29 protein-coding genes are annotated in these 24382 nt (G+C 37.8%); 12 read left to right on the top strand and 17 right to left on the bottom strand.

All coding sequences use genetic code 11. The features are described 5' to 3' along the window. Window positions 1-18: 18 nt before the first annotated feature. From serC to LZP85_RS01835, 4 genes are all read left to right on the top strand, one after another. Window positions 19-1110 (top strand): 3-phosphoserine/phosphohydroxythreonine transaminase, encoded by a 1092-nt coding sequence (serC, locus tag LZP85_RS01850; RefSeq protein WP_182840889.1) that lies wholly within the window; start codon window positions 19-21, stop codon window positions 1108-1110. A 116-nt stretch (window positions 1111-1226) separates the two neighbouring features. Next, entirely contained in the window at window positions 1227-1751 is a 525-nt protein-coding gene (locus tag LZP85_RS01845) for a tryptophan transporter (protein ID WP_119544138.1), read from the top strand. A 165-nt stretch (window positions 1752-1916) separates the two neighbouring features. Beyond that, a complete protein-coding gene (locus LZP85_RS01840) occupies window positions 1917-2291 on the top strand; it encodes a YtxH domain-containing protein (RefSeq protein ID WP_119544137.1) in 375 nt (124 codons plus the stop codon). Between the two features lie 130 nt (window positions 2292-2421). After that, window positions 2422-3021 carry an HTH-type transcriptional regulator Hpr gene (locus LZP85_RS01835; protein WP_119544136.1) on the top strand — a complete coding sequence of 200 codons (600 nt, stop codon included), beginning with the start codon at window positions 2422-2424 and terminating at the stop codon, window positions 3019-3021. A gap of 3 nt (window positions 3022-3024) precedes the next feature. Here LZP85_RS01835 and LZP85_RS01830 read toward each other — a convergent pair whose 3' ends face one another. Beyond that, entirely contained in the window at window positions 3025-3369 is a 345-nt protein-coding gene (locus LZP85_RS01830) for a DUF1878 family protein (RefSeq protein WP_206783056.1), read from the bottom strand. Window positions 3370-3680: 311 nt separating this feature from the next. On the opposite strand from LZP85_RS01830, the gene LZP85_RS01825 reads away from it, so the two are divergent. After that, entirely contained in the window at window positions 3681-3860 is a 180-nt protein-coding gene (locus LZP85_RS01825) for a hypothetical protein (protein ID WP_025907787.1), read from the top strand. Between the two features lie 38 nt (window positions 3861-3898). Here the strand turns inward: LZP85_RS01825 and LZP85_RS01820 are convergent, their stop codons facing one another. Next, the gene (locus LZP85_RS01820) at window positions 3899-3988 is read right to left on the bottom strand and encodes a YjcZ family sporulation protein (RefSeq protein ID WP_076513324.1); all 90 of its coding nucleotides are present in this window, start codon (window positions 3986-3988) and stop codon (window positions 3899-3901) included. Window positions 3989-4028: 40 nt separating this feature from the next. Beyond that, complete coding sequence (locus tag LZP85_RS01815) at window positions 4029-4121, bottom strand: YjcZ family sporulation protein (protein WP_094912699.1); 93 nt, start codon at window positions 4119-4121, stop codon at window positions 4029-4031. A 266-nt stretch (window positions 4122-4387) separates the two neighbouring features. Between LZP85_RS01815 and LZP85_RS01810 the strand changes: the two genes are divergently transcribed. Next, window positions 4388-5281 (top strand): peptidylprolyl isomerase, encoded by an 894-nt coding sequence (locus LZP85_RS01810; RefSeq protein WP_061786418.1) that lies wholly within the window; start codon window positions 4388-4390, stop codon window positions 5279-5281. A gap of 58 nt (window positions 5282-5339) precedes the next feature. On the opposite strand, the gene LZP85_RS01805 is transcribed toward LZP85_RS01810, so the two are convergent. The 4 genes from LZP85_RS01805 to LZP85_RS01790 all read right to left on the bottom strand — a co-directional run bounded on the left by LZP85_RS01805 (window position 5340) and on the right by LZP85_RS01790 (window position 8821). Continuing rightward, window positions 5340-5522: a sporulation YhaL family protein gene (locus tag LZP85_RS01805; protein ID WP_025907789.1), complete on the bottom strand. Its 183-nt coding sequence runs from the start codon at window positions 5520-5522 to the stop codon at window positions 5340-5342. 70 nt (window positions 5523-5592) lie between these two features. Then, complete coding sequence (yhaM, locus tag LZP85_RS01800; protein ID WP_061786417.1) at window positions 5593-6534, bottom strand: 3'-5' exoribonuclease YhaM; 942 nt, start codon at window positions 6532-6534, stop codon at window positions 5593-5595. Window positions 6535-6681: 147 nt separating this feature from the next. After that, entirely contained in the window at window positions 6682-7929 is a 1248-nt protein-coding gene (locus tag LZP85_RS01795) for an ABC transporter permease (RefSeq protein ID WP_119544134.1), read from the bottom strand. After that, a complete protein-coding gene (locus LZP85_RS01790; RefSeq protein ID WP_119544133.1) occupies window positions 7922-8821 on the bottom strand; it encodes an ABC transporter ATP-binding protein in 900 nt (299 codons plus the stop codon). Before LZP85_RS01790 ends, LZP85_RS01795 begins: the two co-directional genes overlap by 8 nt. Window positions 8822-9121: 300 nt before the next feature. Here LZP85_RS01790 and LZP85_RS01785 point away from each other — a divergent pair, with 300 nt between their 5' ends. Continuing rightward, window positions 9122-9307 carry a YhzD family protein gene (locus LZP85_RS01785; protein ID WP_061786415.1) on the top strand — a complete coding sequence of 62 codons (186 nt, stop codon included), beginning with the start codon at window positions 9122-9124 and terminating at the stop codon, window positions 9305-9307. 43 nt (window positions 9308-9350) lie between these two features. On the opposite strand, the gene LZP85_RS01780 is transcribed toward LZP85_RS01785, so the two are convergent. The 10 genes from LZP85_RS01780 to LZP85_RS01735 all read right to left on the bottom strand — a co-directional run bounded on the left by LZP85_RS01780 (window position 9351) and on the right by LZP85_RS01735 (window position 19037). Next, a complete protein-coding gene (locus tag LZP85_RS01780) occupies window positions 9351-9623 on the bottom strand; it encodes an HU family DNA-binding protein (protein WP_025907794.1) in 273 nt (90 codons plus the stop codon). Between the two features lie 114 nt (window positions 9624-9737). Then, window positions 9738-10541, bottom strand: a complete 804-nt coding sequence (locus LZP85_RS01775) for an enoyl-CoA hydratase (protein ID WP_119544131.1) — start codon at window positions 10539-10541, stop codon at window positions 9738-9740. Window positions 10542-10547: 6 nt separating this feature from the next. Beyond that, window positions 10548-12167, bottom strand: a complete 1620-nt coding sequence (locus tag LZP85_RS01770; protein ID WP_119544130.1) for a long-chain fatty acid--CoA ligase — start codon at window positions 12165-12167, stop codon at window positions 10548-10550. 135 nt (window positions 12168-12302) lie between these two features. Continuing rightward, on the bottom strand, window positions 12303-13802 hold the full coding sequence (locus LZP85_RS01765; RefSeq protein WP_119544129.1) for a coproporphyrinogen III oxidase: 1500 nt from the start codon (window positions 13800-13802) through the stop codon (window positions 12303-12305). Window positions 13803-14065: 263 nt separating this feature from the next. After that, window positions 14066-14944, bottom strand: coding sequence for a Cof-type HAD-IIB family hydrolase (locus LZP85_RS01760; RefSeq protein WP_119544128.1), 879 nt, complete (start codon window positions 14942-14944; stop codon window positions 14066-14068). A 130-nt stretch (window positions 14945-15074) separates the two neighbouring features. Next, window positions 15075-15779 (bottom strand): hypothetical protein, encoded by a 705-nt coding sequence (locus LZP85_RS01755; RefSeq protein WP_025907799.1) that lies wholly within the window; start codon window positions 15777-15779, stop codon window positions 15075-15077. Continuing rightward, window positions 15772-16650, bottom strand: coding sequence for an ABC transporter ATP-binding protein (locus LZP85_RS01750; protein WP_119544127.1), 879 nt, complete (start codon window positions 16648-16650; stop codon window positions 15772-15774). Before LZP85_RS01750 ends, LZP85_RS01755 begins: the two co-directional genes overlap by 8 nt. A 2-nt stretch (window positions 16651-16652) precedes the next feature. Continuing rightward, window positions 16653-17015: a GntR family transcriptional regulator gene (locus LZP85_RS01745; protein ID WP_025907801.1), complete on the bottom strand. Its 363-nt coding sequence runs from the start codon at window positions 17013-17015 to the stop codon at window positions 16653-16655. A 385-nt stretch (window positions 17016-17400) separates the two neighbouring features. Beyond that, window positions 17401-17745, bottom strand: a complete 345-nt coding sequence (locus LZP85_RS01740) for a YlbF/YmcA family competence regulator (RefSeq protein ID WP_094912685.1) — start codon at window positions 17743-17745, stop codon at window positions 17401-17403. A 158-nt stretch (window positions 17746-17903) separates the two neighbouring features. After that, window positions 17904-19037, bottom strand: a complete 1134-nt coding sequence (locus tag LZP85_RS01735; protein WP_234561950.1) for a DUF445 domain-containing protein — start codon at window positions 19035-19037, stop codon at window positions 17904-17906. Window positions 19038-19141: 104 nt separating this feature from the next. Between LZP85_RS01735 and LZP85_RS01730 the strand changes: the two genes are divergently transcribed. The 5 genes from LZP85_RS01730 to LZP85_RS01710 all read left to right on the top strand — a co-directional run bounded on the left by LZP85_RS01730 (window position 19142) and on the right by LZP85_RS01710 (window position 24381). Beyond that, the gene (locus tag LZP85_RS01730; RefSeq protein WP_224840306.1) at window positions 19142-20476 is read left to right on the top strand and encodes a YheC/YheD family endospore coat-associated protein; all 1335 of its coding nucleotides are present in this window, start codon (window positions 19142-19144) and stop codon (window positions 20474-20476) included. An 18-nt stretch (window positions 20477-20494) separates the two neighbouring features. Continuing rightward, the gene (locus tag LZP85_RS01725) at window positions 20495-21577 is read left to right on the top strand and encodes a YheC/YheD family endospore coat-associated protein (protein WP_119544125.1); all 1083 of its coding nucleotides are present in this window, start codon (window positions 20495-20497) and stop codon (window positions 21575-21577) included. Window positions 21578-21581: 4 nt separating this feature from the next. Next, entirely contained in the window at window positions 21582-22940 is a 1359-nt protein-coding gene (locus LZP85_RS01720; RefSeq protein WP_119544124.1) for a YheC/YheD family endospore coat-associated protein, read from the top strand. After that, complete coding sequence (locus LZP85_RS01715) at window positions 22937-24094, top strand: YheC/YheD family endospore coat-associated protein (protein ID WP_119544123.1); 1158 nt, start codon at window positions 22937-22939, stop codon at window positions 24092-24094. The genes LZP85_RS01720 and LZP85_RS01715 overlap by 4 nt, the downstream gene beginning before the upstream one ends. 74 nt (window positions 24095-24168) lie before the next feature. Then, window positions 24169-24381 (top strand): DUF5342 family protein, encoded by a 213-nt coding sequence (locus LZP85_RS01710; protein ID WP_206783051.1) that lies wholly within the window; start codon window positions 24169-24171, stop codon window positions 24379-24381. Window position 24382: the final 1 nt, after the last annotated feature.

Here is a 24382-nt window from a genome sequence, read left to right as displayed (position 1 = left end):
TGAGGAGGAATTAACGTGATTTCAGTAAAACGTGCTTACAATTTTAACGCAGGACCATCTGCACTTCCCCTACCTGTCTTACAACTTGCTCAACAAGAGCTAACGGATTTTAAAGGGACGGGCATGTCCGTAATGGAGTTATCTCACCGTAGCAAAGAATTCGAAAATGTTTTGAACCATGCACAAGAAACATTAACAGAACTACTTTCAATCCCAGACACACATGAAATTTTATTTTTACAAGGCGGAGCTAGCCTTCAGTTTTCAATGATTCCAATGAACTTTTTAGGAAAAGATCAAGTAGGAGCATTTGTGCTCACTGGTGCTTGGTCGGAAAAAGCATTAAAAGAAGCTAAAAAAGTTGGTGAAACAACGGTTGTTGCGTCTACTAAAGAAGAAAATTACCGTTCAATTCCAACATTAGATCGCGCTGCTCTACCTTCAAACACCGCGTATCTGCATATCACATCTAACAATACAATCTTTGGCACACAGTGGGCTGAATATCCAGAATTTGAAAACATTGATTTAATCGCGGATATGTCAAGCGATATTTTGTGCCGTCCAATCGACGTATCTAAGTTCTCCTTAATTTATGCCGGTGCTCAAAAGAATTTAGGCCCATCCGGCGTAACCGTTGTTATTATTAAAAAAGACTTGTTAAAGCGAATCCCAGCAAACTTACCAACTATGCTTGATTACAATACGCATATTAAAAGCAACTCATTATATAACACGCCTCCAACGTTTGGTATTTATATGCTATCTCTTGTTTTAGACTGGATTAAAGAACAAGGGGGCGTCACAGCAGTTGCAGAAAATAATAAGAAAAAAGCAGAGCTAATCTATTCTAGCATCGACAAGTCAAATGGCTTTTACACACCGCATGCAACAAATGATAGCCGCTCACTAATGAACGTGACGTTTACTTTACCAAATGAAGAATTAACCGCTGCTTTCTTAGCACAGTCAAAAGAACAAGGCTTTGTTGGCTTAGCGGGACATCGTTCTGTAGGCGGCTGCCGTGCTTCTATTTATAACGCTGTTCCACTAGAAGCATGTCAAGCATTAGCGGCATTTATGGATGAATTTGCATCCGTTCACGCGTAAACTGATTGATTCTATTTTCACAGATTTATGTTATAATTAGTCTATAAATATATGCAATAGGCACAGGCGCACTATTGGTATATTTAGAGCTTAGCTTAGAAGAGGAGAGATGAGAAATGAACACAAAAACATTAGTATCACTATCTTTATTAGTTGGAATTGGTGCCGTACTGCATGCGATTATGCCACCTGTCTTGTTTGGTATGAAGCCAGACATGATGTTAACCATGATGTTCTTAGGTATTTTACTATTCCCTGGGGTCAAAAACGTTTTACTGCTTGGATTAACAACGGGTGCTATTTCTGCCTTAACAACAGGATTCCCTGGTGGGCAAGCGCCAAACATCATTGATAAACCAATCACTGCTTTTATTATTTTTGGTTTATTACTTCTTGTTCGTAACGTTACAACAGTGAAGACACCTGTAGCTGCCGCTCTAACAGCGGTTGGTACACTTGTATCAGGCATTATTTTCTTGTCAGCAGCAGCACTTATCGTTGGGTTACCAGGTGGTTTAATGGCGCTAATTGTAGGCGTTGTATTACCTGCAACGGTTGTAAATACCATTGTTATGGTTGTGGTGTACCCGATCGTAAACTCTGTACTAAAGCGCACAAGTATTTCAGCAAAAGTATCATGATTTGAAAGGGCCTGTACCACGCGGGCCCTTTTTGTATTTAGCAGGTTTATTTCTTAACGGTTAGGAAACATAATACAGTATAAACTCTTTGACTCTTAAAAAGTTAGATGATGTCATTATGAACAACTTTGTTCATAAAAAGAAATAATATATAGGAGTGATTTTATGAAACGTACTACCTCCCTTTTTACAGGCATTGCGGCTGGGAGCATTGCCGCAGCTGCTGCAACGCTTTTGCTAACCCCTACTTCAGGTAAAACATTGCGCCAACGCATTGCGCAAGAAAGTCATCAAGTAAAAGAAACAAAAGAAGACATCTCCGGAAAGATTAAACATCTTAAAACGCAGATTCAAACGACTGCTAAAGATGGAAATACTATAGTGAAAAATATCGCAAAAGACCTTTCAAAAACGCTTAACGAATTCCAAAAAGACATTCGTCCACACCAGCAGTCCATCCAATCACACTTAAATGAAATTGAAGATTCACTTTCACACCTAGAAAAGCACATACAAACAGCCAAAACTGAAGGGAAATAAAGGAGGTTTTTTACCTCCTTTATTTAATTTTTTAAAATTTCGTAAATTTACATCTTTATAATTTTTTATTTTATTGGCATAATAGAAGATAAATAAAAAAAGCAATTGCGCTAAAGTAGGTGGGGAGAAAATGAAAAAAACAAGTGATCAAGTGTATGATTTGAAAGAAGCACTCTTATTTAGCCAACGTATTGCCCAATTAAGCAAAGCACTGTGGAAGACCGTAGAAAAAGATTGGCAGCAGTGGATTAAGCCCTATGACTTAAATATTAATGAGCACCATATTCTATGGATTTCATATCATTTAAACGGGGCATCAATTTCAGAGATTGCAAAGTTTGGGGTAATGCATGTTTCAACAGCGTTTAACTTTTCTAAAAAGTTAGAAGAAAGAGGATTGTTGGAATTTTCAAAAAAAGAAACCGATAAGCGCAACACTTACATTCAACTAACGCAAAAGGGCGAAGATATTTTACTAGCTTTAATGGAGAGCTACAAGCCATCTCAGAACTCTGTTTTTAATGGTGCTCTTCCCCTTCGAAACTTGTATGGCAAATTTCCAGAGTTTATGGAACTAATGACCGTAATCCGTAAAATTTACGGGGAAGACTTCATGGATATTTTCGAACGTTCATTTCATCACATTGAAGAAGAGTTTGTTGATAACGATGGCAAGCTAGAAAAAAGAGAAAAAATCGTGACTGATCAAAAAGAAAGCATTTCTAATTAAGAACTAGTCACGAATCCATTGCACGATACTAAAAAGCTCTGTCATTACATCTTGATACGAGCTTTGATTCAGTAAAGACTCGATTGTTTCCTGCGGGTCCAGCTTATAATTAAGCATTCCAACAAATTGTGTAAGAAGCGGAACGAAGTCAGTTAAGCCTTCCGCTTTTTGCTCAATGTACACCTCTTTAATTTCTTCGCATAGAAGTAAAACATCTTCTACTTCTCTTCTCGTTAGCTCTTCTTTAACAACGAGCTCAATAAATGGCTTTGCTTCCTGCTCAGGCGTTCCAGCTAGCAATTTTATGTAGTATTCTAAACGTGACACTCTAGATTCTAAAGTTTCCATCCTTTACTCTACTCCTTCACCGTTCATGTCCCTACTTCATATTGTACATGATTCGAACCCTTTCTTCCAAATAATTCTTTATGTCACAATGCATTTCAACGGCCTTGTCTTTATTTCGCAAGGACATTTCGATACCCCCTTATTTTCGACAGTTCTTCTGCAATTTACAGGAAGTTTTAGCGAATCTCTATCTATTTTCCTTATTTTTTGGTAATGTTAATATTGACATTACTCGCTAGATATTATTTTCTCATTAGATAAACTACGTATAGTCCAGATAATTGACGTCGATTTTAGGGGGATTCTACTTTATGTACATATTCTTTATACCGTTTGCTTTATTTATTTTATTTTACATTAATACACTAACAAATACATTATGTCTACAAAAAGAAATTCCTGAAGAGAAGCAACCAAAGGTATTTCGTACAATTAATATTTTAATTACAATTTTATTGATCTCCTCCTATGTTGAGGTATTATTCACATAAAACGCGGTGAACCCAGTCACCGCGTTTTACTTTATTGCTTAGTATGCTAAGCCATAGCCGATGATTACTAGTAAAATAAACAGGACTACAATTAAAGAAAAGCCGTTTCCATATCCATGTTTACCCATTTGTTTCTTCCTCCTTCATCTCCTACAGTCTCTGGTGTTATTAGTAGTAACAAGCACATCCGATAATTACTAATAAAATAAATAACACAACTAATAACGCAAAACCGTTTCCATATCCATATCCATTACTCATAATATGAGCACCTCCTTCGTTTACTAATACTGCATGTTATGCATGAACACTCTAAAGCGTCTAGGCGTTTATCACGATTTTAATAATTATTTCTGCATTTCTTACTTTCAGAACGGATTTAATTAAGGGAAATAATTACTTTTTATTCTTGTTTTCACTTTATTTCCATATTCATTTCGTTAAATTTGAGAAATATGGTATAGTAAAACGTATGAGTGAACTATCATTACACTTTATATGAAAACAAAGAGTAGGAGTGTGTACATATGAAAAAAAGCTTAATTGCGCTGTCAACTGCTGCAAGTATCGTAGCATTATCAGCTTGTAGTAGCGATGCTTCAGAATCAAAAGGTGACTCAGCAAAAGTCATTGTTGAAACTGATGCAGGAAACGTGACTCAAGGTGAACTATATGAGGAAATGAAGAATTTAATTGGTCAAGACCAATTCAACACTTTAGTGCGCAATGTAGTAGATGAAAAAGTACTTAGCGAAAAATATAAAATTACTGATAAAGAACTTGATCAAGAGTTAGACAATCTTCGTGAACAATACGGAGATCAAATTGACCAAGCTATTGAGCAAAATGGTGAAGATTCCGTAAAAGACATGCTTAAAGTAGACCTTTTACGTGACAAAGTAGCAACAGCTGATATTAAAGTATCAGAAAAGGAATTAAAGGAAGCATATGAAGCGAAAAAGCCTGAAATTAAAGCTAGTCACATTCTAGTTGAAGATGAAAAAACAGCAAAAGAAGTAAAGGCTAAGCTTGATAAAGGTGAAGACTTTGCAAAATTAGCGCAGGAATATTCAACTGATACAGGTTCTGCCGAAAAAGGTGGAGACCTTGGATATTTCGGTGCTGGCGAAATGGTAGAAGCGTTTGAAACTGCTGCTTACAAGCTTAAAAAAGGCGAAATTAGTGAGCCGGTTAAATCAGACTACGGCTATCACATCATTAAGCTAGAAGATAAAAAGAAATTAGCTTCTTTTGAGGATATGAAAGCTGACTTAGAGCAAGAGATTAAGCGTTCAAAAGTTGACCAAGCTAAGCTAGAAGAAAAGCTTTTAAAAGAGCTTGAAGATGCAAATGTAGATGTAAAAGATAAAAAGGTTGAGCCTGCGTTTGAAAAAACAGATAGCACAAATGCTCAGGGTTAATAACTTAACTTAAAAAAAAGGACCGTTCGAAGGAACGGCCCTTTTCTTATTCATGTGCTTAGATTGAATTGCCTTCGCGGCGCTCTTTTTCTACATTCATCCGGTCAATAAAAATTTGACCTTCCTTTTCAATAAATGACTCATCAATGTGCTTTTCTTGCTGTGCAGAGCGAATGGCCATAAATCCACTAAAAAAGATACCTGCTACAACTAAATAAATCCAAATCGGTAATGTTACCATCTCTTCATCCTCCACATCCGTTATTTACAACCACTATATGTACAAGTTGTCTCGGATATGACTGATACTTTTATTCAACTGTTGGTTTATAGAATGATCTATTGTCCAATGCAAAGATACGCTCTGTAAATTCACCTGGCTTTGTTTTGTCTAAAGCACGATCTAACATATTCATTTTAGCATCGACGTTGTCAATTAAATGGAGCATTTCTGCTTCTTTAATAAGCGGCTTTTTCGGGCTCCCCCACTCTTCTTTCCCGTGGTGAGATAGAACCATATGTTGAAGAAGCATAACTTCTTCACCTTCAATACCTAACTCTTCAGCTGTTTTCCCAATTTCATTCACCATAATTGAAATATGTCCCAATAAATTCCCTTGAACCGTATAGGTTGTTGAAACAGGACCAGAAAGCTCAAATACTTTTCCTAAGTCATGTAAAATAACGCCAGAATATAATAAATCTCGATTTAATGATGGATATAAGTCAGCAAACGTTTTGGCAAGCTTAAGCATCGATACAACATGATAAGCCAAACCTGAGACAAATTCATGGTGATTTTTTGTTGCCGCTGGATATTCTAAAAACTCTGACTGATACTTATTCAATAAATGACGCGTCAGGCGCTGAATATTAGAATTTTTCATTTCAAAGATGCTTTGTGTAATATATTCAACCATTTCTTCTCGAGATAATGGTGCTACTTCTAGAAAATCCGAAACTCGAACTCCATCTTGCGGCTGTGCTGGGCGAATGTTGCGCACCTTCAACTGATTTCTACCGCGATAATTCATTACTTCTCCTGCAACCTTTACGATCTTTTCTGCAGCATACGTTTCTTCATCTTCAGGAGATACATCCCATAGCTTCGCTTCAATATCGCCTGTTTTATCTTGTAAGATTACCGTCAAAAACGGCTTTCCGTTACTTGCAATTCCTCTTGTTGAAGATTTTATTAAAAAATATAAATCCACTTGTTCGCCTACTTCATGCTGGCCAATTCCTTTTGCCATGTCAGTTCCTCCTTACGTTACGCGTCTATTCTCGCTGTAACCTGTCATTCCTTTACATTTATTTTAACACCATCACTTCGTTAATGCACGACTCGACCGAAAAAGGCATGAACTCACTACGATATGAGCTCATGCCTTTTTCTGTTCTTATTTTTTTATGGATTCTTTCTTTGTTAACTGAAGTGCTTTTTTAATATCTTTAAACGATGAAGATTTTCCATACATCAAAACGCCACCTCGGTAAACTCGAGCACCAAACACAGCTAGTAAGCCAATGGTTGCAACGAGTAAGCCAATGGAAAGCGCAATTTCCCACACCGGCACTGTTAGCATTCCAACACGCAAAAACATAATCATTGGTGCAAAAAACGGAATAAATGACGTGATAGTAATAAATGACGCTTCAGGCTTCCCTAAACCAAACATAGCAATCATAAATGCTGCTACAATTACAAGCGTCATCGGTGTAATCATTTGCTGTACATCTTCAATACGGCTAACAAGCGACCCCAAAAACGCAGCTAGGGTTGCAAATAAGAGATAACCTAGAATAAAGAAAACGAACGCATACACAAACGTCTGAATCGGTACATCTGAAAACCCTAGGAAATCAGAAAGTTCGCTGGAACTTCCTTGTAAAGACATATAGCCGACCGCAGCAATAATTGTAAACTGAGTCAAGCTTAATAACGCAATCCCTGCAATTTTTGCAAACATTTGCTTTACTGGAGAAACGCTGGACACGAGAATTTCCATCACTCGTGATGACTTTTCAGTTGCAACTTCCATCGCAATCATGCTGCCGTACATAATAACGGAGAAATAAATAACGAACAGTAAGACGTACACAAGTCCCCTAGCTTGACTTAGTTCTTCCTCTGTTTTGGCATTATCTACTAACGCTTCTTTTTCAAATGCAACTGGACTATAAATCTCTTCAATCTGCTGAGGGTCTAAATCGACCTTCTGGGTAGCATAAGCAACTTTCATTTGTTGAAGTCCCTGCTGTAAGGACGTCGCAACCGCAGATTCTGCTAAAGAGTTTGACTTGTAAACACCTTGTGGTAGCTCTTCGCTATTGATTGATAGCTGAAGATACCCTTCAATCTCTTCGTCTTTGACCTGTTTCTTAGCTTCTGACTCCGACTTAATTTCTTTTAGCGCTAAGTCTTCATCAATGAGTTTCATATTTTCCTTGAATGTGCTGTACGTCTCTTCGGATTCACTGAGAACTCCCACAGTCGTTTGCTCGTCATTATCAAATGCTTTAATAATTGTATCTAAGTTCGTAATTCCTAATAAAAGCAGGACTGTAATAGCAGTCGTAATGATAAACGATTTTGTCTTAAGCTTGTTTAAATACGTATGCGCTACAATGATCCAAAATTTATTCATACGAAGCACCTACCTTTTCAATGAAAATATCATTTAGAGAAGGTTCTTCTACAATAAATTTTCGCACAAATGAAAAGTCTGCGAGCTCTTTGAAAATAGCTTGAGAGACATCCTCATTCTCGATTTGCAGATTAACACCTTCAACCGTTTGTTTCATTTTGACAACTCCATCTACAGCTTCTAAGCGTTCAAATGGACCTTCTCCGTGAACGATAACATTCTTCTTACCAAAAGAGCGTTTAATGTCCCCTAGCTTGCCGTGCACAACAGGCTGACCATGGTGCATGATGCATAAATGCTCACAAAGTTCTTCCACGTGTTCCATACGGTGACTTGAAAAGACGATTGTTGTTCCTCGCTCTTTTAAATCAATGACCGCTGACTTGAGGAGCTCAACATTAACTGGATCCAGCCCGCTAAACGGTTCATCTAAAATAAGCAGTTCTGGACGGTGAATCACTGATGCGATGAACTGGATTTTTTGTTGATTTCCTTTTGACAACTCTTCTACTTTTTTATTGGCGTAGTCAGGTACGTTAAAACGCTTCAACCAATAATCCATTTCTTTTAAAATATCATTCTTGTTCATCCCTCGTAGTTTACCAAGATAAACAAGCTGATCTCGCACTTTTAGCTTTGGGTACAACCCTCGCTCTTCTGGTAAATAACCAACGATATTGCTTGTTTCATATGTAATCGGTGCATCCTTCCACGTAATGGTTCCCGCCGACTGTTCAATCAAGCCTAATACCATTCGAAACGTTGTTGTTTTCCCTGCACCATTAGCTCCTAAAAATCCAAATATCTCACCTTTTGGAATATGTAACGATAAATTGTTCACGGCTGTAAATGAGCCGTATTGCTTTGACACATCCGTCAATAACAGAGACATATTTCTCCTCCTTTTAATAAATTACTTCGCTAACTATCTCTTGAACCAACAGCCTAGTCACCAGTAAAGAAACAGGATAATAGAAATGAATAAAAAGTTTTAAACAAACCGAAGTTTAAATGTTTTTATCACTTACTAATCTACTTATCCTTGGCGACGTGCTGAAAAAATCACTCAGTTAGACCTACTTCTTATTGTATGGAAATTTTATGTAGTTGTAAACCGAAGCAGGAATTTTCAATATAAACTTCGAATTTTAATAAAGTGAACAGATATCCATTTTCTAAAGGAGAGGTCTTCATGACAATGTATACGCTAACCGTTTTTGAAAAAGACGGAGAAAAACTATTGGATGAAACGTTTGAAGCTGCAAGTGAACGTGATGCAAAAGAAATTGGAATGAGTAAACTAACGGAGCTAAATTACCATGAAAAAACGCACCGATGCGTACAAGCTAACGGGAAGCTTGTATTATTTCATCGTTAAAATAAAAAAGCGTGGTTTCTAAAAAGAAACCACGCTTTTTTATTCACTTTACAGCTTCTTTTAATTCTTTACCTGCTTTAAATGCTGGTACTTTAGAAGCTGGAATTTGCATTTCTTCACCAGTTTGTGGGTTGCGCCCTGTACGAGCTGCGCGCTCACGAACTTCAAATGTACCGAAGCCGATAAGCTGAATTTTTTCACCTTGACCTAATGTTGTAGAAATTGTGTCTAGTAGTGCATCTACTGCTTTTGATGCGTCTGCTTTTGTTAATTCCGATTTTGAAGCTACTGCATTTACTAAATCTGTTTTATTCATCTTTCAATCACCTCATTAATTTCTATTATTATCTTTTGATACCACTGATGCTAATTTTTTAAACATGCTCTATCTACATGATAGACAAAAACACTTGCTTTTAAACTAGTTCACTTAATTTTCGGAAATATCTTTTGAACGCTGATTAAACACTGGCAAACGTTTCGCCAAAAATGCTTCAATCCCCTCTTGATGATCATCACTTTGGCTCATGCTAAACTGACTTCTTTTCTCTAACTGTAATACAGTCTTCAGCTCTTCAATTGACGTTTCAACGAAAATTCGTTTCGTCTCTTTTAAAGCAAGCGCTGGCTTTTTAAGCCAGTATGAAACATAATCTTCTACATGCTTCGCCAAATCTCCTTCTTTTATTTCATCAATTATCCCAATTTTATACGCTTTTTCTGCTGATAGCGTTTCCCCCTGCCAAATAAGCTGTTTTGCACGGTGATTACCGAGGCGTTTTGCTAATAAGAAGTGGCCTCCTCCATCTGGAATAAGTCCGATTCCAATAAAATTCATAGCAATCTTAGCATCTTTTTGCGCAATGATATAATCACTCGCGAGCGCAATGCTAAGCCCTAAGCCAGCCGCTGCTCCGTGAATAGCGCTAATGGTAAGCTGAGGAAGCGTGTATAACCTTAGCGTCACTTCATTGATTAAATCCATTACCTTACGAAATGAGTCTGCTCTGTTTGGATCCAGCATCATTTTGATATCACCACCTGCAGAAAATACGTTTCCTTTTCCTTGCAAGACGACAATATCTGCTTGGCTCTCTTCTACTTCTTTTAAGCATTGAACAAGCTGTTGCAGCACTTCTATATTGAGAGCATTTAATGATTCCGGTCGATTTAAAGATAAAATAGCCACGCGTTCTTTCATTTCTAATTCAACAACTTTTAAATTTACAGTCATCTTCCTTCACCCTTTCAATTCATAGCGTTCTAGTACTTGTTCACGAAGTGCTCGTTTTAGAAATTTACCGACGGTTGTTTTCGGAATTTCATCCATAAAAATCACATCGTCTGGAAGCCACCATTTCGCAAATTGAGGCGAAAGGAAAGTTAAAATATCTTCCTTGGTTACTTGTGCTGTATATCCTTCTTTTAAAACGACGCACGCCACTGGGCGCTCTTGCCATTTTTCATGAGGTACAGCAATAACCGATGCTTCAAAGACACCTTCATGCCCCATCAATGCATTCTCAATGTCGACCGATGAAATCCATTCTCCACCGCTTTTAATCAAGTCTTTTGTACGATCAACAATTTTAATAAAACCTTCTTCATCAACTGTAACCACGTCTCCTGTATATAACCAACCATCTTTAAACGCTTCGCTCGTACGGTCATCTTCATAGTATTCTGAAGCAATCCAAGGTCCCCTGAGCAAGAGCTCACCCATTTCATTACCATCCCAATCTACTTCTCCAGTCTGACCGATTACTTTCATTTCAACGCCAGGAACAAGGAATCCTTGCTTAGCTTTTAACGCTAATCGCTCGGGAGCAGACTTCTCTTCTTGATAACTTTTTAATCTAGATATCGTGACAAGGGGACTGGTTTCCGTCATGCCGTACGCATGCATAAATGGAATATTAAACTTTTCTTCAAAACGCTGAATAACGCTCGGCGGTGCCGCAGACCCTCCGCATAAAAACGCACGCACATGACTGGTATCATACTCACCTTTTTCAAGCTCTTGCAGCAAACCTAGCCATATTGTTGGTACTCCAGCTGCAATCGTCACTTTTTCATTTTGAATCATCTCCGCTAAGATAGTCGGAGTGAAAAAAGCTCCCGGCATTACAAGGGTTGTGCCAAGCCAAACAGCAGCAAACGGTAAGCCCCATGCATTAACGTGGAACATTGGAACTACCGGCATAGCAATATCAGCTTCAGACAGCTCTGCACCATCTCTTAATCCGAGTGCCATGCAGTGCAAATAAATGCCTCGATGTGAGTAAACAACGCCTTTTGGCTTACCTGTGGTAGCGGAAGTGTAGCAGATTCCTGCTGGCTCTTCTTCTTGAATATCTGAAAGAAAAGCAAACGTTTCATCTCCACGCTTTAGCAGCTCTTCGTAATGATAAATTGGCTTTACACTACTTTCAGGGAGCGAGGGTTCGTCAGACATAATAATATAAGCTTCTACGTGAGGTAATTCTTGGTGGATTTTTTCAAAGAGCGGTAAAAAGCACTCATCAATTAAAAGTACTTTATCTTTTGCATGATTAATAACATAAATAATTTGCTGAGGATCTAAGCGAATATTAATCGTGTGCAACACGGCACCGATTCCTGGAATTGCAAAATAAGCTTCTAAATGGCGATGATGATTCCAAGCAAACGTTCCAACACGGTCACCTCGTTCTACTCCGAGCTCTACTAGCATGGAAGACAATTTTCGCGTTCTCTTTCCCGTTTCTTCATAGGTAAAACGTTCCATACCTTTTGTGGACCTTGAAATAACCTCCTTCTTCTTAAAAAACGTCTCTGCTCGCTCCATCATTGAAGGAATCGTTAATTGTACATTCATCATTGAACAGCACCTCACTTATTTTTAGAAAACGTTTGCAACAAATTATATATTCAATCGTCTTCGACATATTTCCTTCTCTTTATGCAAATTAAAAAACTGCCATGTATTTTCGGAATAAATACACGGCAGTTTCTATTAAACATTGAATAAATCAGTTAGAATTTTAATTTTTTCTTCTGTATAATGCTTAAACCCATCATTATATGACTTCGGATCTTTCGGATTAGCAAAACGCGTAATCACACCTGTCTTTGGATGAACAAATTTACTAGAAGCCCCGCATCCTAATCCAATAATCGTCTGTTTCTCTTCCATAATCATAATATTATAGATGCTCTCTTGACCTGGAAATGCATAGCCCACATTTTCAAGATTACCTAAAATATTTTTTTGGCGATACAAATAGTAAGGCTTATAGCCGTTTTCTTTTGTCCACTCTGTTGCCATATCCATCATTTGGCTGATTTCATAACGATCAGCCACTTTATATTTACGCTTATTTTGCGTCATTTCAGATGCACGCTTAAAGGAAAGCGTATGAACCGTCAGCGATTCAGGCAACAGCTTCTGTGATTCTTTTAACGTATGTGAGAACTCCGTTACGCCTTCATTTGGTAACCCAATAATCAAATCCATATTAATATTGTTCATGTTCATTTCACGAGATAAATGGAATTTTTCAATCGTCTCTTCAACCGTATGATGACGTCCAATTGCTTTTAACGTCTCTTGCGTATACGACTGTGGATTGACGCTAATGCGGTCGATATTCCATTTTTGCAGCACTTTTAACTTATCAGCTGTAATGGTATCAGGGCGCCCTGCTTCCACCGTAATTTCACGAATGTTTTTCACATCAGGAAAAGATTCATACATTTCTTCATACAGCATGTCCATTTCCTCAGCAGTAATGCTTGTTGGCGTCCCTCCACCGTAATAAACAGTTGTAATTTTGATATTGTTTTCTTTTAACCATTTTCCAATTTCACGCATTTCGTAGTGAAGGCCACCCAGAAATGAATTAACCGAACCTTGACGCCCGTTAATCGCATAAGCAGGAAACGTGCAGTATGCGCACTTTGTCGGACAAAAAGGAATGCCAATATAAATGCTTACTTCACCAGATAACTCATGAAGATCAGGAACAGCGGCTAGTTGGCGATCGACGATATCCTGCATCAGCTGAATTTTATCGTCCGTAATTAAATACTGCTCTTTCAACTCCTGATGAGCTTCGTCTTTTGTTTTTCCAGCTTGAAGCTTCATATGAAGAAGCTTTGTTGGACGAATTCCCGTTAGAACTCCCCACTTTTGTACGATATTCGTATATTCTTGGAGCACAGATAAAAAGACGCGGAGGACAACATTTTTCACTTGCTTGAACTGTTCTTTTTCAGATAAACCTACTAAGTTTGGCTTTGATAGTTCTTCTTTATATACTTTATCATGGTCTCGAGCCTTTAAAGCAATATGTGCTGAAATCTGCTCATTGACAGTTAGTGTAAACGTAATTTGTAGGTCTTCTTCTTGATTTGAAGTAAAAGAAACATCGCTCTCTTCAAAGAATAAGTCAGAAATGAGCTGAAGCGGTCGAAGAAATCGTTCGTCTTCTAACCCTTGAACATATATTTTCACGATAATCACCTTTCAATTTTAAACATAGATAAGCTTCTATCAGTTTACAGAACATCAATGACTCGGTCAATTGCTGCTAAATTAAAAAACGAATTATGCCTTTTCTAACATGTTTAGGTTATCATAACTAGTTCGTTCCATTGCGCTAGTTCTCTAAAATTGGTTTCACAATCAACAAAAAATCCGAACTATAAAAGAGTCGTTACCTCCCAATAGTTCGGATTGATGATTGACTGAAATACTTATGTCCCAGCCTCTATGCCTTAGTTTAGTCTCGTTCCATCAAGCTGGTTCAAGTAACCTAATCGCTGCTGTTTTCTAAACAGCTCTTTAATCATATATGCCACTCCGTTTTCATTGTTTGACCTTGTGACCCAATCGGCCAGCATTTTGAGATTTGTTGGCGAATGCCCCATAGCTACACCCATACCGGCTTGCTCAATCATTTCGATATCATCATAGCAATTGCCAATTGAAACGACATCCTCCATCGGAATGCCTAGTCGACTTGCTACATAGCGAATACCGGATGCCTTATTCGCTCCTTTTGGCGTAATGTAGCATCGATTTTCGTTGGGGTAAGAAAACCATTCAATGTCCTTCACCGCAGATGCAATGGTTTGTTCTGCATATTCCTTTTCTCTTTTATCTGCAAAATACACTTCAATTTTTGGAGTCGATACTGGCTCATCCCTTAGCGCATCTCCCAATGAATCTACAAACTGAACAGGATAAAAAAGTGGTTCTCCTGTTTTTAACATCGTTTTAGCCACGATATTATTTGGAAGCTTGACACGATTACCAATTGAAAAGCGTTCATGTAAAATTCGAATATGACAGTTAAAGTTCTCTAACAGTTGAATAAGGTTAAACGTTTTTTCTTCGCTTAATCTTCGGTCTAATACCGGCTTATCAACGGAAGAAGCGATAAACCCTCCACTGTGCGTAATGAGCATTGTTGGATGAATTTTCAAGGACCTTGCAATCTTTCGCGCAGATGGAAAATGGCGATTTGTTACGAGCGTAACGTAGACGCCTTTATTTTTAACGAACTGAATTGCTTCTTTCGTTTCTTTTGTAACACGGCCTTGACTATTTAAAATGGTACCATCAATATTTAACGCCAGTAATCGATATGTCATTGTTAAATCCCTTCCTTCTCAGATGTCTCTCAGCTTATTACCACGTTAGAACGTTGGTATTTATTTAAAAAAACTTGATAATTAGTTATATGAGCATATGACTATAATTAGAAGGGATTAAAATGTGATTTTATCGTACGTTATACGAGATCGTTGATGCTTTTCTGAGCAATAGCCATGTTGGAATAACTGTTAAAACGGCCAGTACCGATATTGTACCTAGGTTAGGAGTGACCTGAAACGAGTCATTTATTGTGACAAACAGTTCAACAATCCAGTCTCTTGTAGTTGAAAATAAAAACAGCCCAAATAGAAAAGCAATGACACTTGCTCCTCCAATCAAACCCGTTCGGTAAAAGACGCTTCCTAACAAAAGCCCCGCTGATAGCAAAAAGAAACAAAGAATGCAGTCAAATAGAAGTTGGTTATACCAAGTAGAATTCATAGTAGTAGCTTCAATGGTACTAAAAATCCTGACCTGTGTAGATGTAATGTCAATGACTAGACGAAATAGTGCATTTACAAAAGCTTGAATAATGGATATCCCCGCCGCTAACAGTATGTTGAATAAAAAAACGCTTGTTAAAAAACTTTTTCGCGTCATGCCCATTTTAATACAAAAAGGTAGCGACTCTTTCACCATTACAAACCCTGCAATCCCGCAGAAAATAAGGATTGGTAAGCTTGGTGATACGACCATAACAGAAGTATCAGCAGCCGTCGTAATTGTTAAAATAGCCAAGATGCTCCCAATAAAAATGCCCCAAAAGATCAAAATTGACGAGCGATGGTCAAGAAATAAATAATACAGCATTGCTTTTGTATCTTTAAACATAAAGCTTTCCACTCCTTTTCTCTTCTGTGAGATAAACCATCAACTGCTGAACGTTAATACTCTCAATCGTTAATCTATGCTCACGTACTTCAGCAAGGTTATATGGTCCTCCAAACAACACTGCCGATTTTCTACCTGCGATAACAGATTGATGGATGACGTTTTGGTTTTTAATAAAAGCGTCAACTACATCTTCTTTCCCGCTAATATGAAGAGCCTTATTCATCATATTTTCTGCTGTTTCATGCAGCAACTTCTGTCCTTTTTGAATAACGACTACTTGTTCAAATAAATTGCTTACTTCATCAATTAGATGGGTAGATAGAATAATCGTTCGTGGCTTTTCTTGATATGCTTCCAAAATCAAGTCGTAAAACAAATAGCGTGCCGACGCATCTAAGCCGATGTATGGTTCATCAAAAATGGTAAGCGGTGCTTGACTAGCCAAGCCAATTGTAATACCTAAAGCAGACTCCATTCCTTTTGATAAACCTTTGGTACTCATTTTGCCATTAAGATTAAAGCGTGCTAATAAGTCATTAGCAACCTCTTGTGACCAGTTTGGATACACAAGAGATGACACCTTCAAGACATCTTTAATTTTAAGCTTTTTCTTGAAGTTGTTATTTTCACTAATAAAGCAAATATTCTTCAAAACCTCACGATTTTCAAAAGGTGATAGCCCCTCAACTTTTACCTCACCATCAGTTGGCGTTATGTGTCCTGCTAGCATTTGCATAAGCGTGGTTTTTCCTGCTCCATTTCGTCCAAGCAGACCATAGATCTTATTAGCTTCTAGACTTAAACTTAAGTCATTTAATGCTTTTTTCTCCCCAAACGTTTTTGTAACGTGTTCAACCGTAATATTCACCCTTATTCCTCCCTCTTTAATAAAGACTGTAGTTCTTCAAGTTGAATTCCTAACTTTTCAGCTTCCTGCTTTAGCGGGACAATATATTGATTAAAAAATGCTTTTTTTCGCTTTTCTAAAATAATACTCTTAGCTCCATCTGCTACAAACATCCCTACGCCCCTTTTTTTAAACAAAATCTCTTGGTCAACAAGCTGGTTAACCCCTTTAGCAGCAGTGGCTGGATTAATTTGATAGTACTTGGCAAACTCATTCGTAGAAGGAACGCGATCACCTTCCTGAATGGATCCGTCCAAAATACTTGTTTCAACCTGCTCTGCAATCTGCTGGAAAATTGGCAGATCCTCTCTTAATTTAAAATCCATACGACCACCTTCTAAGTTAATTGGTTAGTTACTCATGCAACTAACTATATAACATATGTATTTATTTGTAAATAAGTTCCTGTTATTTTTTTGAAATTTTTGCATGTACATGATCAAGCCCCTATCTTCTAGCAAAAAGGTACAGAGATGAGTGCTTCTTTTCCTATAACAGAAGCCGGTGATTGAAACGAAGGATGCGTGACTCCTACGGGACTAGCGAGGCTGCTTGAGACCCCGCAGGAGCGTAGTGACGAGGAGGCTCAACGCTCGCCCCGTGGAAAGCAAGCAATCCGGAGTGAAGATCAACCTTTTTGCATGTGTTCCTTCTATACAAAAAAGCGACTAGAACTAAAATTAGTTCTAATCGCTTTGATTTTTTAAGCTATTATTCAGCGTATAACTCTTCTAATGGCTTCATGATAATTTTGTTTAGCTCACCGATTACCATGCTCATGCGTTGCTCAGCTTCCATTAACTTCGCGATATTTTCATCTTGTTGAACAATCGCTACTGTTTGCTGTGCTCGTTGAACTTCTTCTTCCGTAATCTCTTGACCCGTCATTTGTTTTTGCTGTAACTCCATTTGTAATGTACGAAAGCGCTCAAATAATTGTTTTGAACCTTCGTCATTGTTTACAGCCGCATACAAGCTCTTTAGATTTGTATAATCGTCACTTTGACGAATGGCTCTTTCTAATTCATTTGCTACATCGTACAAGTTTACAGACATATAAACGTCCTCCTAAATTTTTTTGCTATAATCATCTTCCCAACTACTATAACAAATTATGGCGAGAAATTCAGCTTAAGACCTTTATTTCTCAAAATCAATCAAATAAAGTAAAAGCTCAATTAGTAAGATCGTTTTTTCTCTCTTGAAGTAAATACTTAAGCAATAAACAGAGCAATAACTCCTTGAACCACTCCAATTATCCCTCCAAGTAAAGCTCCTAGATACGTAATCATCTTAAACTCACGTTTTGAAATCCCTAAAATCAATTCCTCAATGCGCTCCACTGAAAACGACTCTACCTGTTCACGAACAATATCTTCTAATTTAAGCTGGCTCATTAACGAATCAATGCGCTCTACTAAAAAATCCCCTGCTTTTTCAACGACTACCGGAACAACCTTCTGCACATACGAATGAGCAGGTGCCACAAGCTCAGAAACAGGCTTCGCAAATAAGGTATCTACCGATATAGTTCGATCAACAATACTCTGAATGCCTTCTAACATTGTTTCTCTGCCGATAAACTCTTCCGCTTCATCCACCGTCTTCTCTTGCAGCTTCTTCCACTCTTTTTCAATCAAGCTTTCAAAAAGCTCACTCGTTCCTTCATGCTTGAAAAACTTAATAATTTCTGGCTGGACCTTATCGATGACTTTTGTATTTCCAAGAAACATTTGAATCATGTTTCCAAGCATCCCTTTTTTCATTAAAAAGTCATCAATCATGCGTTCTAAGCGACGTTTTCCCTCTTCGCTTTCAAAATACTCCACCGCTTTTTCACAAATTTGCTTTGCGATAACAGGAATGACTTGATCTACCTTTTGCTTTGTTCCCTCAGTTAATAAAGAAGAAAGTGACTCACCTGATTTGCTCGTCATAAACTCAATATACTTCTTTTCTACAAGCTTACGAACAGCGTTCTTTGTTTTATCTTGAGCTTCTTTAATACCAATAGCGTCAAGCACCTCGGCTAACGTTTGCTTCGTTGTAAATACCTTTTCAAGCCCGTCATTTGCCATTCGTAATAAGATTTGATGAAAGGCTGGATCTTTTAACTTTCTCTTTAAACTTTCTGGTGTTAATAAATAATCAACCACCGTTTTCCCAAGCTGAACAGCAAGTTCATCTCGCCTTTTTGGAATAAGCCCAGGAGTAAATGGAATTCTTTTCCTAAATAAATATTTGGCTTCGTATGGGTGAAACAACATTTTAATAGCCAAGTGGTTCGTAACACCACCGATGACCGCCCCAATGACGGCCATAATAATGATTGTAATAAACTGTTCCATTATTTTCTTCGACCTTTCTGTAACAAATTCTCTCACATATTCTCTTTGCAAATCATACCATATATCAGCATTCGCCTATAAAATTAAAAAATGAGGACGTATTTATGAACCCTCCATGCGTAATGATTAAAGCATCTCAGTCAAAACTGGGTAAGAATCAGATCTACATGAGTCAGGGACTTTGCCAACAACTTAGCTGCGATACTCATATTACCATCACATTCGGTCGTATGCACAAAGAAGTAAACATTATACCATTTACAAGCTCTGATTACTCTATTATGTGTTGCAAAACCCTTTTACAAGAATGGGGGCTATTTGAAGACGAAACCGTTCTACGATTTTCTTCTCCATCTAAGGATGAACTATTAATTGGTCCCGTTATTTGTGTCGTCACGGAAATTAAGTCATCGCTAGATCTCTTTGGAAGTATAACAACCTTCTGTGAAGAGTTTGCATCTCTTAGCGATTTGGAAAACTGCTTCTTTTATGTCAGTACACTAGATGATTTACTTAACGGAACGAAAAAAGGCTATACGCTTCAATATAATTCTTGGGTACTACAAAATGTACCTCTACCAAATGTCATTCATAACCGAATCCATAATCGAAAAACGGAGCATACGGCTAAATTTCAAGAGCTTACTACAAAAGCGATTGAAAATGAAATTCCCTTTTTTAACGCTCACTACTTAAACAAGTGGAAGGTGTTCGAACGCTTGTCTCAAACAGTGCACTTAAACACCTATTTACCCGATACGTATCAGCTCCGGTGTAAGCAAGATCTATTGGATGCACTATCATCTTACCAAACCATTTTTCTAAAACCCATACACGGTAGCCAAGGTAAACATATTTTTAAAATCGCGCACGTCAATGAGCAATATCACCTTGATTATACTACGATTGGACACGAGTATAAAAAAGAATACGATTCTGCACACGACGTATTTGAAACTTTATTTCACACGTTAAAAAAACAAGGGTTTATTATCCAAGAAGGAATCGACCTTCAAACATATAAGGGGTGCCCCTTTGACTTTCGTATCCTTTGTCACAAACACTCCCACTCCAAATGGAAAGTAACATCGGTTATAACGCGAGTTTCTCAAAGAGGTTGTTTTGTTTCAAATGTTGCACGTGGAGGAGAAATCTATTCACCCAAACATATACTCACTTCGTTATACGATGAGCATACTGCTAAACATATCATCGCTTTATTAAAAGAGATTGCGCTTGAAATTTGTATTAATTTACCATGCCAAGACGAAATTTATGCGGAGTTTGGCATTGACTTAGCTATTGATGCCAACGGGCAGCCTTGGATTATTGAAGTGAATACAAAACCTTCTAAACAAAGTGACGAAGCTTCTCAAACGATTCGTCCATCCACTAAAGCCCTTATGAATTATTGCCTTACCATTACACGTTTTCATTAAGATGAGGAGGTCTTTCTTATGATTTCATTAGGTTTTATTACCATTCATCCCGAACAGGAAGTAGAATATGCAACCAATCTTGCAAAATACGCAGCTGCGTACAATATTGAATTTTATCGATTTACTCCCTTTCAACTTCAGCCGGTATCGCAGAAAATAACAGGATATAAATATAATTCAGAAATAAATGAGTGGCAGTACGATACATTCTCTCTTCCTATGTTTATTTATGATCGATGCTTTTATCGCGGTGATTCCCTCTCTAAAAAAGCTATACCCATTGTCAACTGGCTGAAACAAAATCCAACGATTACGTTCCTTGGATATGGTCTACCAAATAAATGGGATGTTTACACAGAGCTCATAAAAGATGATGACCTGTCTCCTTATCTTCCTTCGACAACTAAAATCACGGCTGAAGAGCAGGTAACGCAGCTGTTACGCTTACATGACGCTCTTATTCTAAAACCGATTGCAGGTGCACAAGGAAAAGGAATTGTTAAGCTTGTTCAACGCTTTCGAATCATTGAAGCATCTTTTCATTCCAAAAAAGGTCTTCAAACAAAGCAGTTCACACAGCTAGCGGATTTTCATGCTTGGCTATTTAACATCATGCAAAATGCAACTTATCTCGCTCAGCCTTTCATTCCACTATTATCACTTCAGTACTCTCCTCTTGATGTTCGCGTTTTATTGCAAAAAGATGCAAGCGGAGATTGGAATGAGATTGGAAGAGGCGTTCGAAAAGGAAAAGAAGACTCATTTATTACAAATATTAGCCACGGGGCTTCTATTTCACCATTTGAAGAGTTAATGAAGCGACTTCCACCTCATAAAGCTACATTTATCACAGATGAAATTAGCAGCTTATGTGAACGAATACCGCTTGTGCTAGAAGCTCAGCTCCCTTCTCTTTTTGAACTTGGCTTAGATATTTGTATCTCTAGAGACTATAGCATTTGGCTTCTTGATTTAAATTCAAAGCCTGGAAGAAAAACAATCATTGAAACAACTCCAGAATCTACTGAAAAGATGTATGAAAATGTGATGGCCTACTGCTCATATTTGGCTACTTTACCTTCATCTCAACATAAGGAGTAGAACAATGACGAACTTACTTTTTCAATTAAAAGTGTTACCAGAACAAGAGGATGTACTCTATGTACCATCCTCTCTTTATCATCATCAACTAAACACTATTTATTTCGGTACGTTTTCTTCTATTTGTCAGGTTTACGAAGACCATGAAGCGGTGAATGAAATCAAAATCTCACAAAACCTGTTGGACTTATTACACCTTCCTATCCATAATGATGTTCATATCTATACCGATGAACATAACATCTATATCGGTCCTTTAATCGGCATACTATCAGCAGGATTTACCGGTTCGTTATTACGCCCAATCGGCAAACGATCTTTATTGTTTGCAAAGCTCTTGTCAACTGCTTCCATTACGGGAGGAATTCCATTTTTATTTGGCATTCATCATATTCAATGGGATTCTGGCACAATCTTAGGTTATTTTTATACATCAAACGGCTGGGAACAACGTGAAGTTCCTCTTCCAAACGTAATTTACAATCGATTACCGAATCGAAAAACAGAAAGCCTTGATGCCTTTCAAACGATTAAAGAAAAATTAGCCGATGAATATCAAATTCCACTCTTTAATCCTAACTTCTTTAACAAATGGACGGTCCACACCCTGCTACAGAAAGATGCGGCGGTAAGAGATTTCTTACCTTATACAATTGATGCACCTAGCCTCGAGCAGCTGTCTGAGATGTTAGAACAGTACGAATCAGTCTATTTAAAGCCCAAAAACGGTAGTCTGGGACGTGGTATTTATACACTTTCTTATTGTTCTACTCAGCACGTTTATCAAATTTGTTTTAAAGAAGAGAAACTCATAAAAAAAACACATGCTTCGTTAGCTGTCTTAGTCGATGAAATATTTAAAACAAACGAGCGCGAACACTACATTGCACAGCAAGCAATCCCACTATTTAAAAAGGATAACCGAATTGTTGATTTTCGCGTCCATACGAATAAAAATTTACACAATGAATGGGAACTATCTGCCATTGCAGCAAAAATTAGCGGTGGCGAAACGGTCACGACGCACATGACAAACGGAGGGGAAATTGAATCCTTACAGCGGGTTTTTACGAATCCAGAAACACGAAAGAAAACAGAAAAGCTATTAGAAAGTACGGCTCTTCTCATCAGCTTAGCATTAGATCACCAGGTAGAAGGCCTTATTGGTGAAATCGGATTCGACTTCGGCGTTGATACGAGAGGAAACGTGTGGATGTTTGAAGCTAACTCAAAACCAGGTCGTTCTATCTTCTTACACCCATCTCTACGAAAAGAAGATCAATATACAAGAAAGCTGTCGTTAGAATATGCCATTTTCTTGTCAAAGCAAGCCATTTTATCCCTTGAGGCTTCATATCCATGATTACTGTTTCTTACAGTAAAACAGACGACACTTGGTATCATCAAGAAGCACATTCCTCCTACGTATGGGGTTCACAAAACATCGAGCTTCCTGTTAAGCTTGAACCTACTGTGGCTTCCGTTCGCTTGCGAACTAGAGGAAATAAAGCAGGTCCCATAATTGGGATTGTTACGAGCAGCGCTGTTTTAAACAGCTTGAACCAGAAGCAACACCTCTACTTCAAGGAAATCCATCGAGCGCTGCAGACAACCGGAGGAATCCTTGTTTTATTTTCTCCTGAACAGTTCTATGAGCGCTACGTATATGGTGTTTATTTTGAGGAGATAAGCGGTGAATGGCGACAAGCCACGCTTCCTCTTCCTGATTTTATCTACAATCGCTTTCCCAATCGCTATACCGAACGTGAAAAACTTAAAGAATTAATGTCTCAAAGCGAGCATCTTCATATTCCTTTTTTTAACACCAGCTTTTTTTCAAAATGGGAAACGTATGAGCTATTATCAAAAAACACCGTTACACAAAAGCACCTCCCTGATACTCGGCTACTTTTATCGCTTGAAGATGTACGTATTATGCTTAAAAAACATCAAAAAGTTTACTTAAAACCAATTCATGGTAGCAAAGGGAGAGGAATTTTCACCTTAACAACTCTTCAAGATGGAAGCATTCACTATGAAAGCTCTCGTCAAAAAAAGATTTATTCTTCCCTTGACCATGTGCCTCTCCCTACTCGTTCTTACATTGTCCAAGAAACGATTGAAACCGATACCCTTCAAGACATGCGCTATGACCTTCGCATACTAGCTAATCGCTTTAAGAAGCGATATATCATCAGTGGAATCGGAGTTAGACAAAGCGAGCGTCAGAGTGTAACAACTCACACATTAAATGGAGGAATTCTTAGATCTATTGAGGAGCTACCTTTTGATATAGACACTTCTTTTTTAACATCTCTAATAGATGCATGCGGTCAGCAGCTTCATCAGCATTTTCAATTTGTTGGAGAATTTTCGCTTGATATCGGAAGAACAAAAACCGGTGATTATTATATCTTTGAAATCAACGCAAAGCCGATGATTTTTGATGAACCTCACATTCGATCCATTGGAATTAAGCATCTGATAAGGTTATTCTATAAATTAACGAATTTTTAAAATAGTTACTTTCCATTTCCTCTTCTCATGATAAGCTTATTAAAAAGCAGTGAAAATGAGAAAGGGGATTTTTTATGATTACACACTTTCGAATCAAGCCTTTGTATCAGCAAAAAGAAATGCCAGGATGGTTTATCTCCTTTTATATAAGCGGTACTTACTACGAAGCGAACTATCTAAAAACAGGAGAAATTCAGTTTAAACATCAACTCTCTCCCGCTATCAATCAAGAGGAAATTACTTCCCTTATTCATGAACTAATGTTATTTCATGTCTATCAAGACTAGT

Source organism: Priestia flexa (genome assembly GCF_021441905.1).
Classification (GTDB): Bacteria; Bacillota; Bacilli; order Bacillales; family Bacillaceae_H; genus Priestia; species Priestia flexa.
This window is presented reverse-complemented; position numbering and strand designations above follow the sequence as displayed.

What these genes read in the sequence shown, in the direction of transcription:
- LZP85_RS01845 (WP_119544138.1), top strand. Translation starts at nt 1,227, where the DNA reads ATGAACACAAAAACATTAGTATCACTATCTTTATTAGTTGGAATTGGT.
- LZP85_RS01840 (WP_119544137.1), top strand. Translation starts at nt 1,917, where the DNA reads ATGAAACGTACTACCTCCCTTTTTACAGGCATTGCGGCTGGGAGCATT.
- LZP85_RS01835 (WP_119544136.1), top strand. Translation starts at nt 2,422, where the DNA reads ATGAAAAAAACAAGTGATCAAGTGTATGATTTGAAAGAAGCACTCTTA.
- LZP85_RS01830 (WP_206783056.1), bottom strand. Translation starts at nt 3,369, where the DNA reads ATGGAAACTTTAGAATCTAGAGTGTCACGTTTAGAATACTACATAAAA.
- LZP85_RS01825 (WP_025907787.1), top strand. Translation starts at nt 3,681, where the DNA reads ATGTACATATTCTTTATACCGTTTGCTTTATTTATTTTATTTTACATT.
- LZP85_RS01820 (WP_076513324.1), bottom strand. Translation starts at nt 3,988, where the DNA reads ATGGGTAAACATGGATATGGAAACGGCTTTTCTTTAATTGTAGTCCTG.
- LZP85_RS01815 (WP_094912699.1), bottom strand. Translation starts at nt 4,121, where the DNA reads ATGAGTAATGGATATGGATATGGAAACGGTTTTGCGTTATTAGTTGTG.
- LZP85_RS01810 (WP_061786418.1), top strand. Translation starts at nt 4,388, where the DNA reads ATGAAAAAAAGCTTAATTGCGCTGTCAACTGCTGCAAGTATCGTAGCA.
- LZP85_RS01805 (WP_025907789.1), bottom strand. Translation starts at nt 5,522, where the DNA reads ATGGTAACATTACCGATTTGGATTTATTTAGTTGTAGCAGGTATCTTT.
- yhaM (WP_061786417.1), bottom strand. Translation starts at nt 6,534, where the DNA reads ATGGCAAAAGGAATTGGCCAGCATGAAGTAGGCGAACAAGTGGATTTA.
- LZP85_RS01795 (WP_119544134.1), bottom strand. Translation starts at nt 7,929, where the DNA reads ATGAATAAATTTTGGATCATTGTAGCGCATACGTATTTAAACAAGCTT.
- LZP85_RS01790 (WP_119544133.1), bottom strand. Translation starts at nt 8,821, where the DNA reads ATGTCTCTGTTATTGACGGATGTGTCAAAGCAATACGGCTCATTTACA.
- LZP85_RS01785 (WP_061786415.1), top strand. Translation starts at nt 9,122, where the DNA reads ATGACAATGTATACGCTAACCGTTTTTGAAAAAGACGGAGAAAAACTA.
- LZP85_RS01780 (WP_025907794.1), bottom strand. Translation starts at nt 9,623, where the DNA reads ATGAATAAAACAGATTTAGTAAATGCAGTAGCTTCAAAATCGGAATTA.
- LZP85_RS01775 (WP_119544131.1), bottom strand. Translation starts at nt 10,541, where the DNA reads ATGACTGTAAATTTAAAAGTTGTTGAATTAGAAATGAAAGAACGCGTG.
- LZP85_RS01770 (WP_119544130.1), bottom strand. Translation starts at nt 12,167, where the DNA reads ATGATGAATGTACAATTAACGATTCCTTCAATGATGGAGCGAGCAGAG.
- LZP85_RS01760 (WP_119544128.1), bottom strand. Translation starts at nt 14,944, where the DNA reads ATGACATATCGATTACTGGCGTTAAATATTGATGGTACCATTTTAAAT.
- LZP85_RS01755 (WP_025907799.1), bottom strand. Translation starts at nt 15,779, where the DNA reads ATGTTTAAAGATACAAAAGCAATGCTGTATTATTTATTTCTTGACCAT.
- LZP85_RS01745 (WP_025907801.1), bottom strand. Translation starts at nt 17,015, where the DNA reads ATGGATTTTAAATTAAGAGAGGATCTGCCAATTTTCCAGCAGATTGCA.
- LZP85_RS01740 (WP_094912685.1), bottom strand. Translation starts at nt 17,745, where the DNA reads ATGTCTGTAAACTTGTACGATGTAGCAAATGAATTAGAAAGAGCCATT.
- LZP85_RS01735 (WP_234561950.1), bottom strand. Translation starts at nt 19,037, where the DNA reads ATGGAACAGTTTATTACAATCATTATTATGGCCGTCATTGGGGCGGTC.
- LZP85_RS01730 (WP_224840306.1), top strand. Translation starts at nt 19,142, where the DNA reads ATGAACCCTCCATGCGTAATGATTAAAGCATCTCAGTCAAAACTGGGT.
- LZP85_RS01725 (WP_119544125.1), top strand. Translation starts at nt 20,495, where the DNA reads ATGATTTCATTAGGTTTTATTACCATTCATCCCGAACAGGAAGTAGAA.
- LZP85_RS01720 (WP_119544124.1), top strand. Translation starts at nt 21,582, where the DNA reads ATGACGAACTTACTTTTTCAATTAAAAGTGTTACCAGAACAAGAGGAT.
- LZP85_RS01715 (WP_119544123.1), top strand. Translation starts at nt 22,937, where the DNA reads ATGATTACTGTTTCTTACAGTAAAACAGACGACACTTGGTATCATCAA.
- LZP85_RS01710 (WP_206783051.1), top strand. Translation starts at nt 24,169, where the DNA reads ATGATTACACACTTTCGAATCAAGCCTTTGTATCAGCAAAAAGAAATG.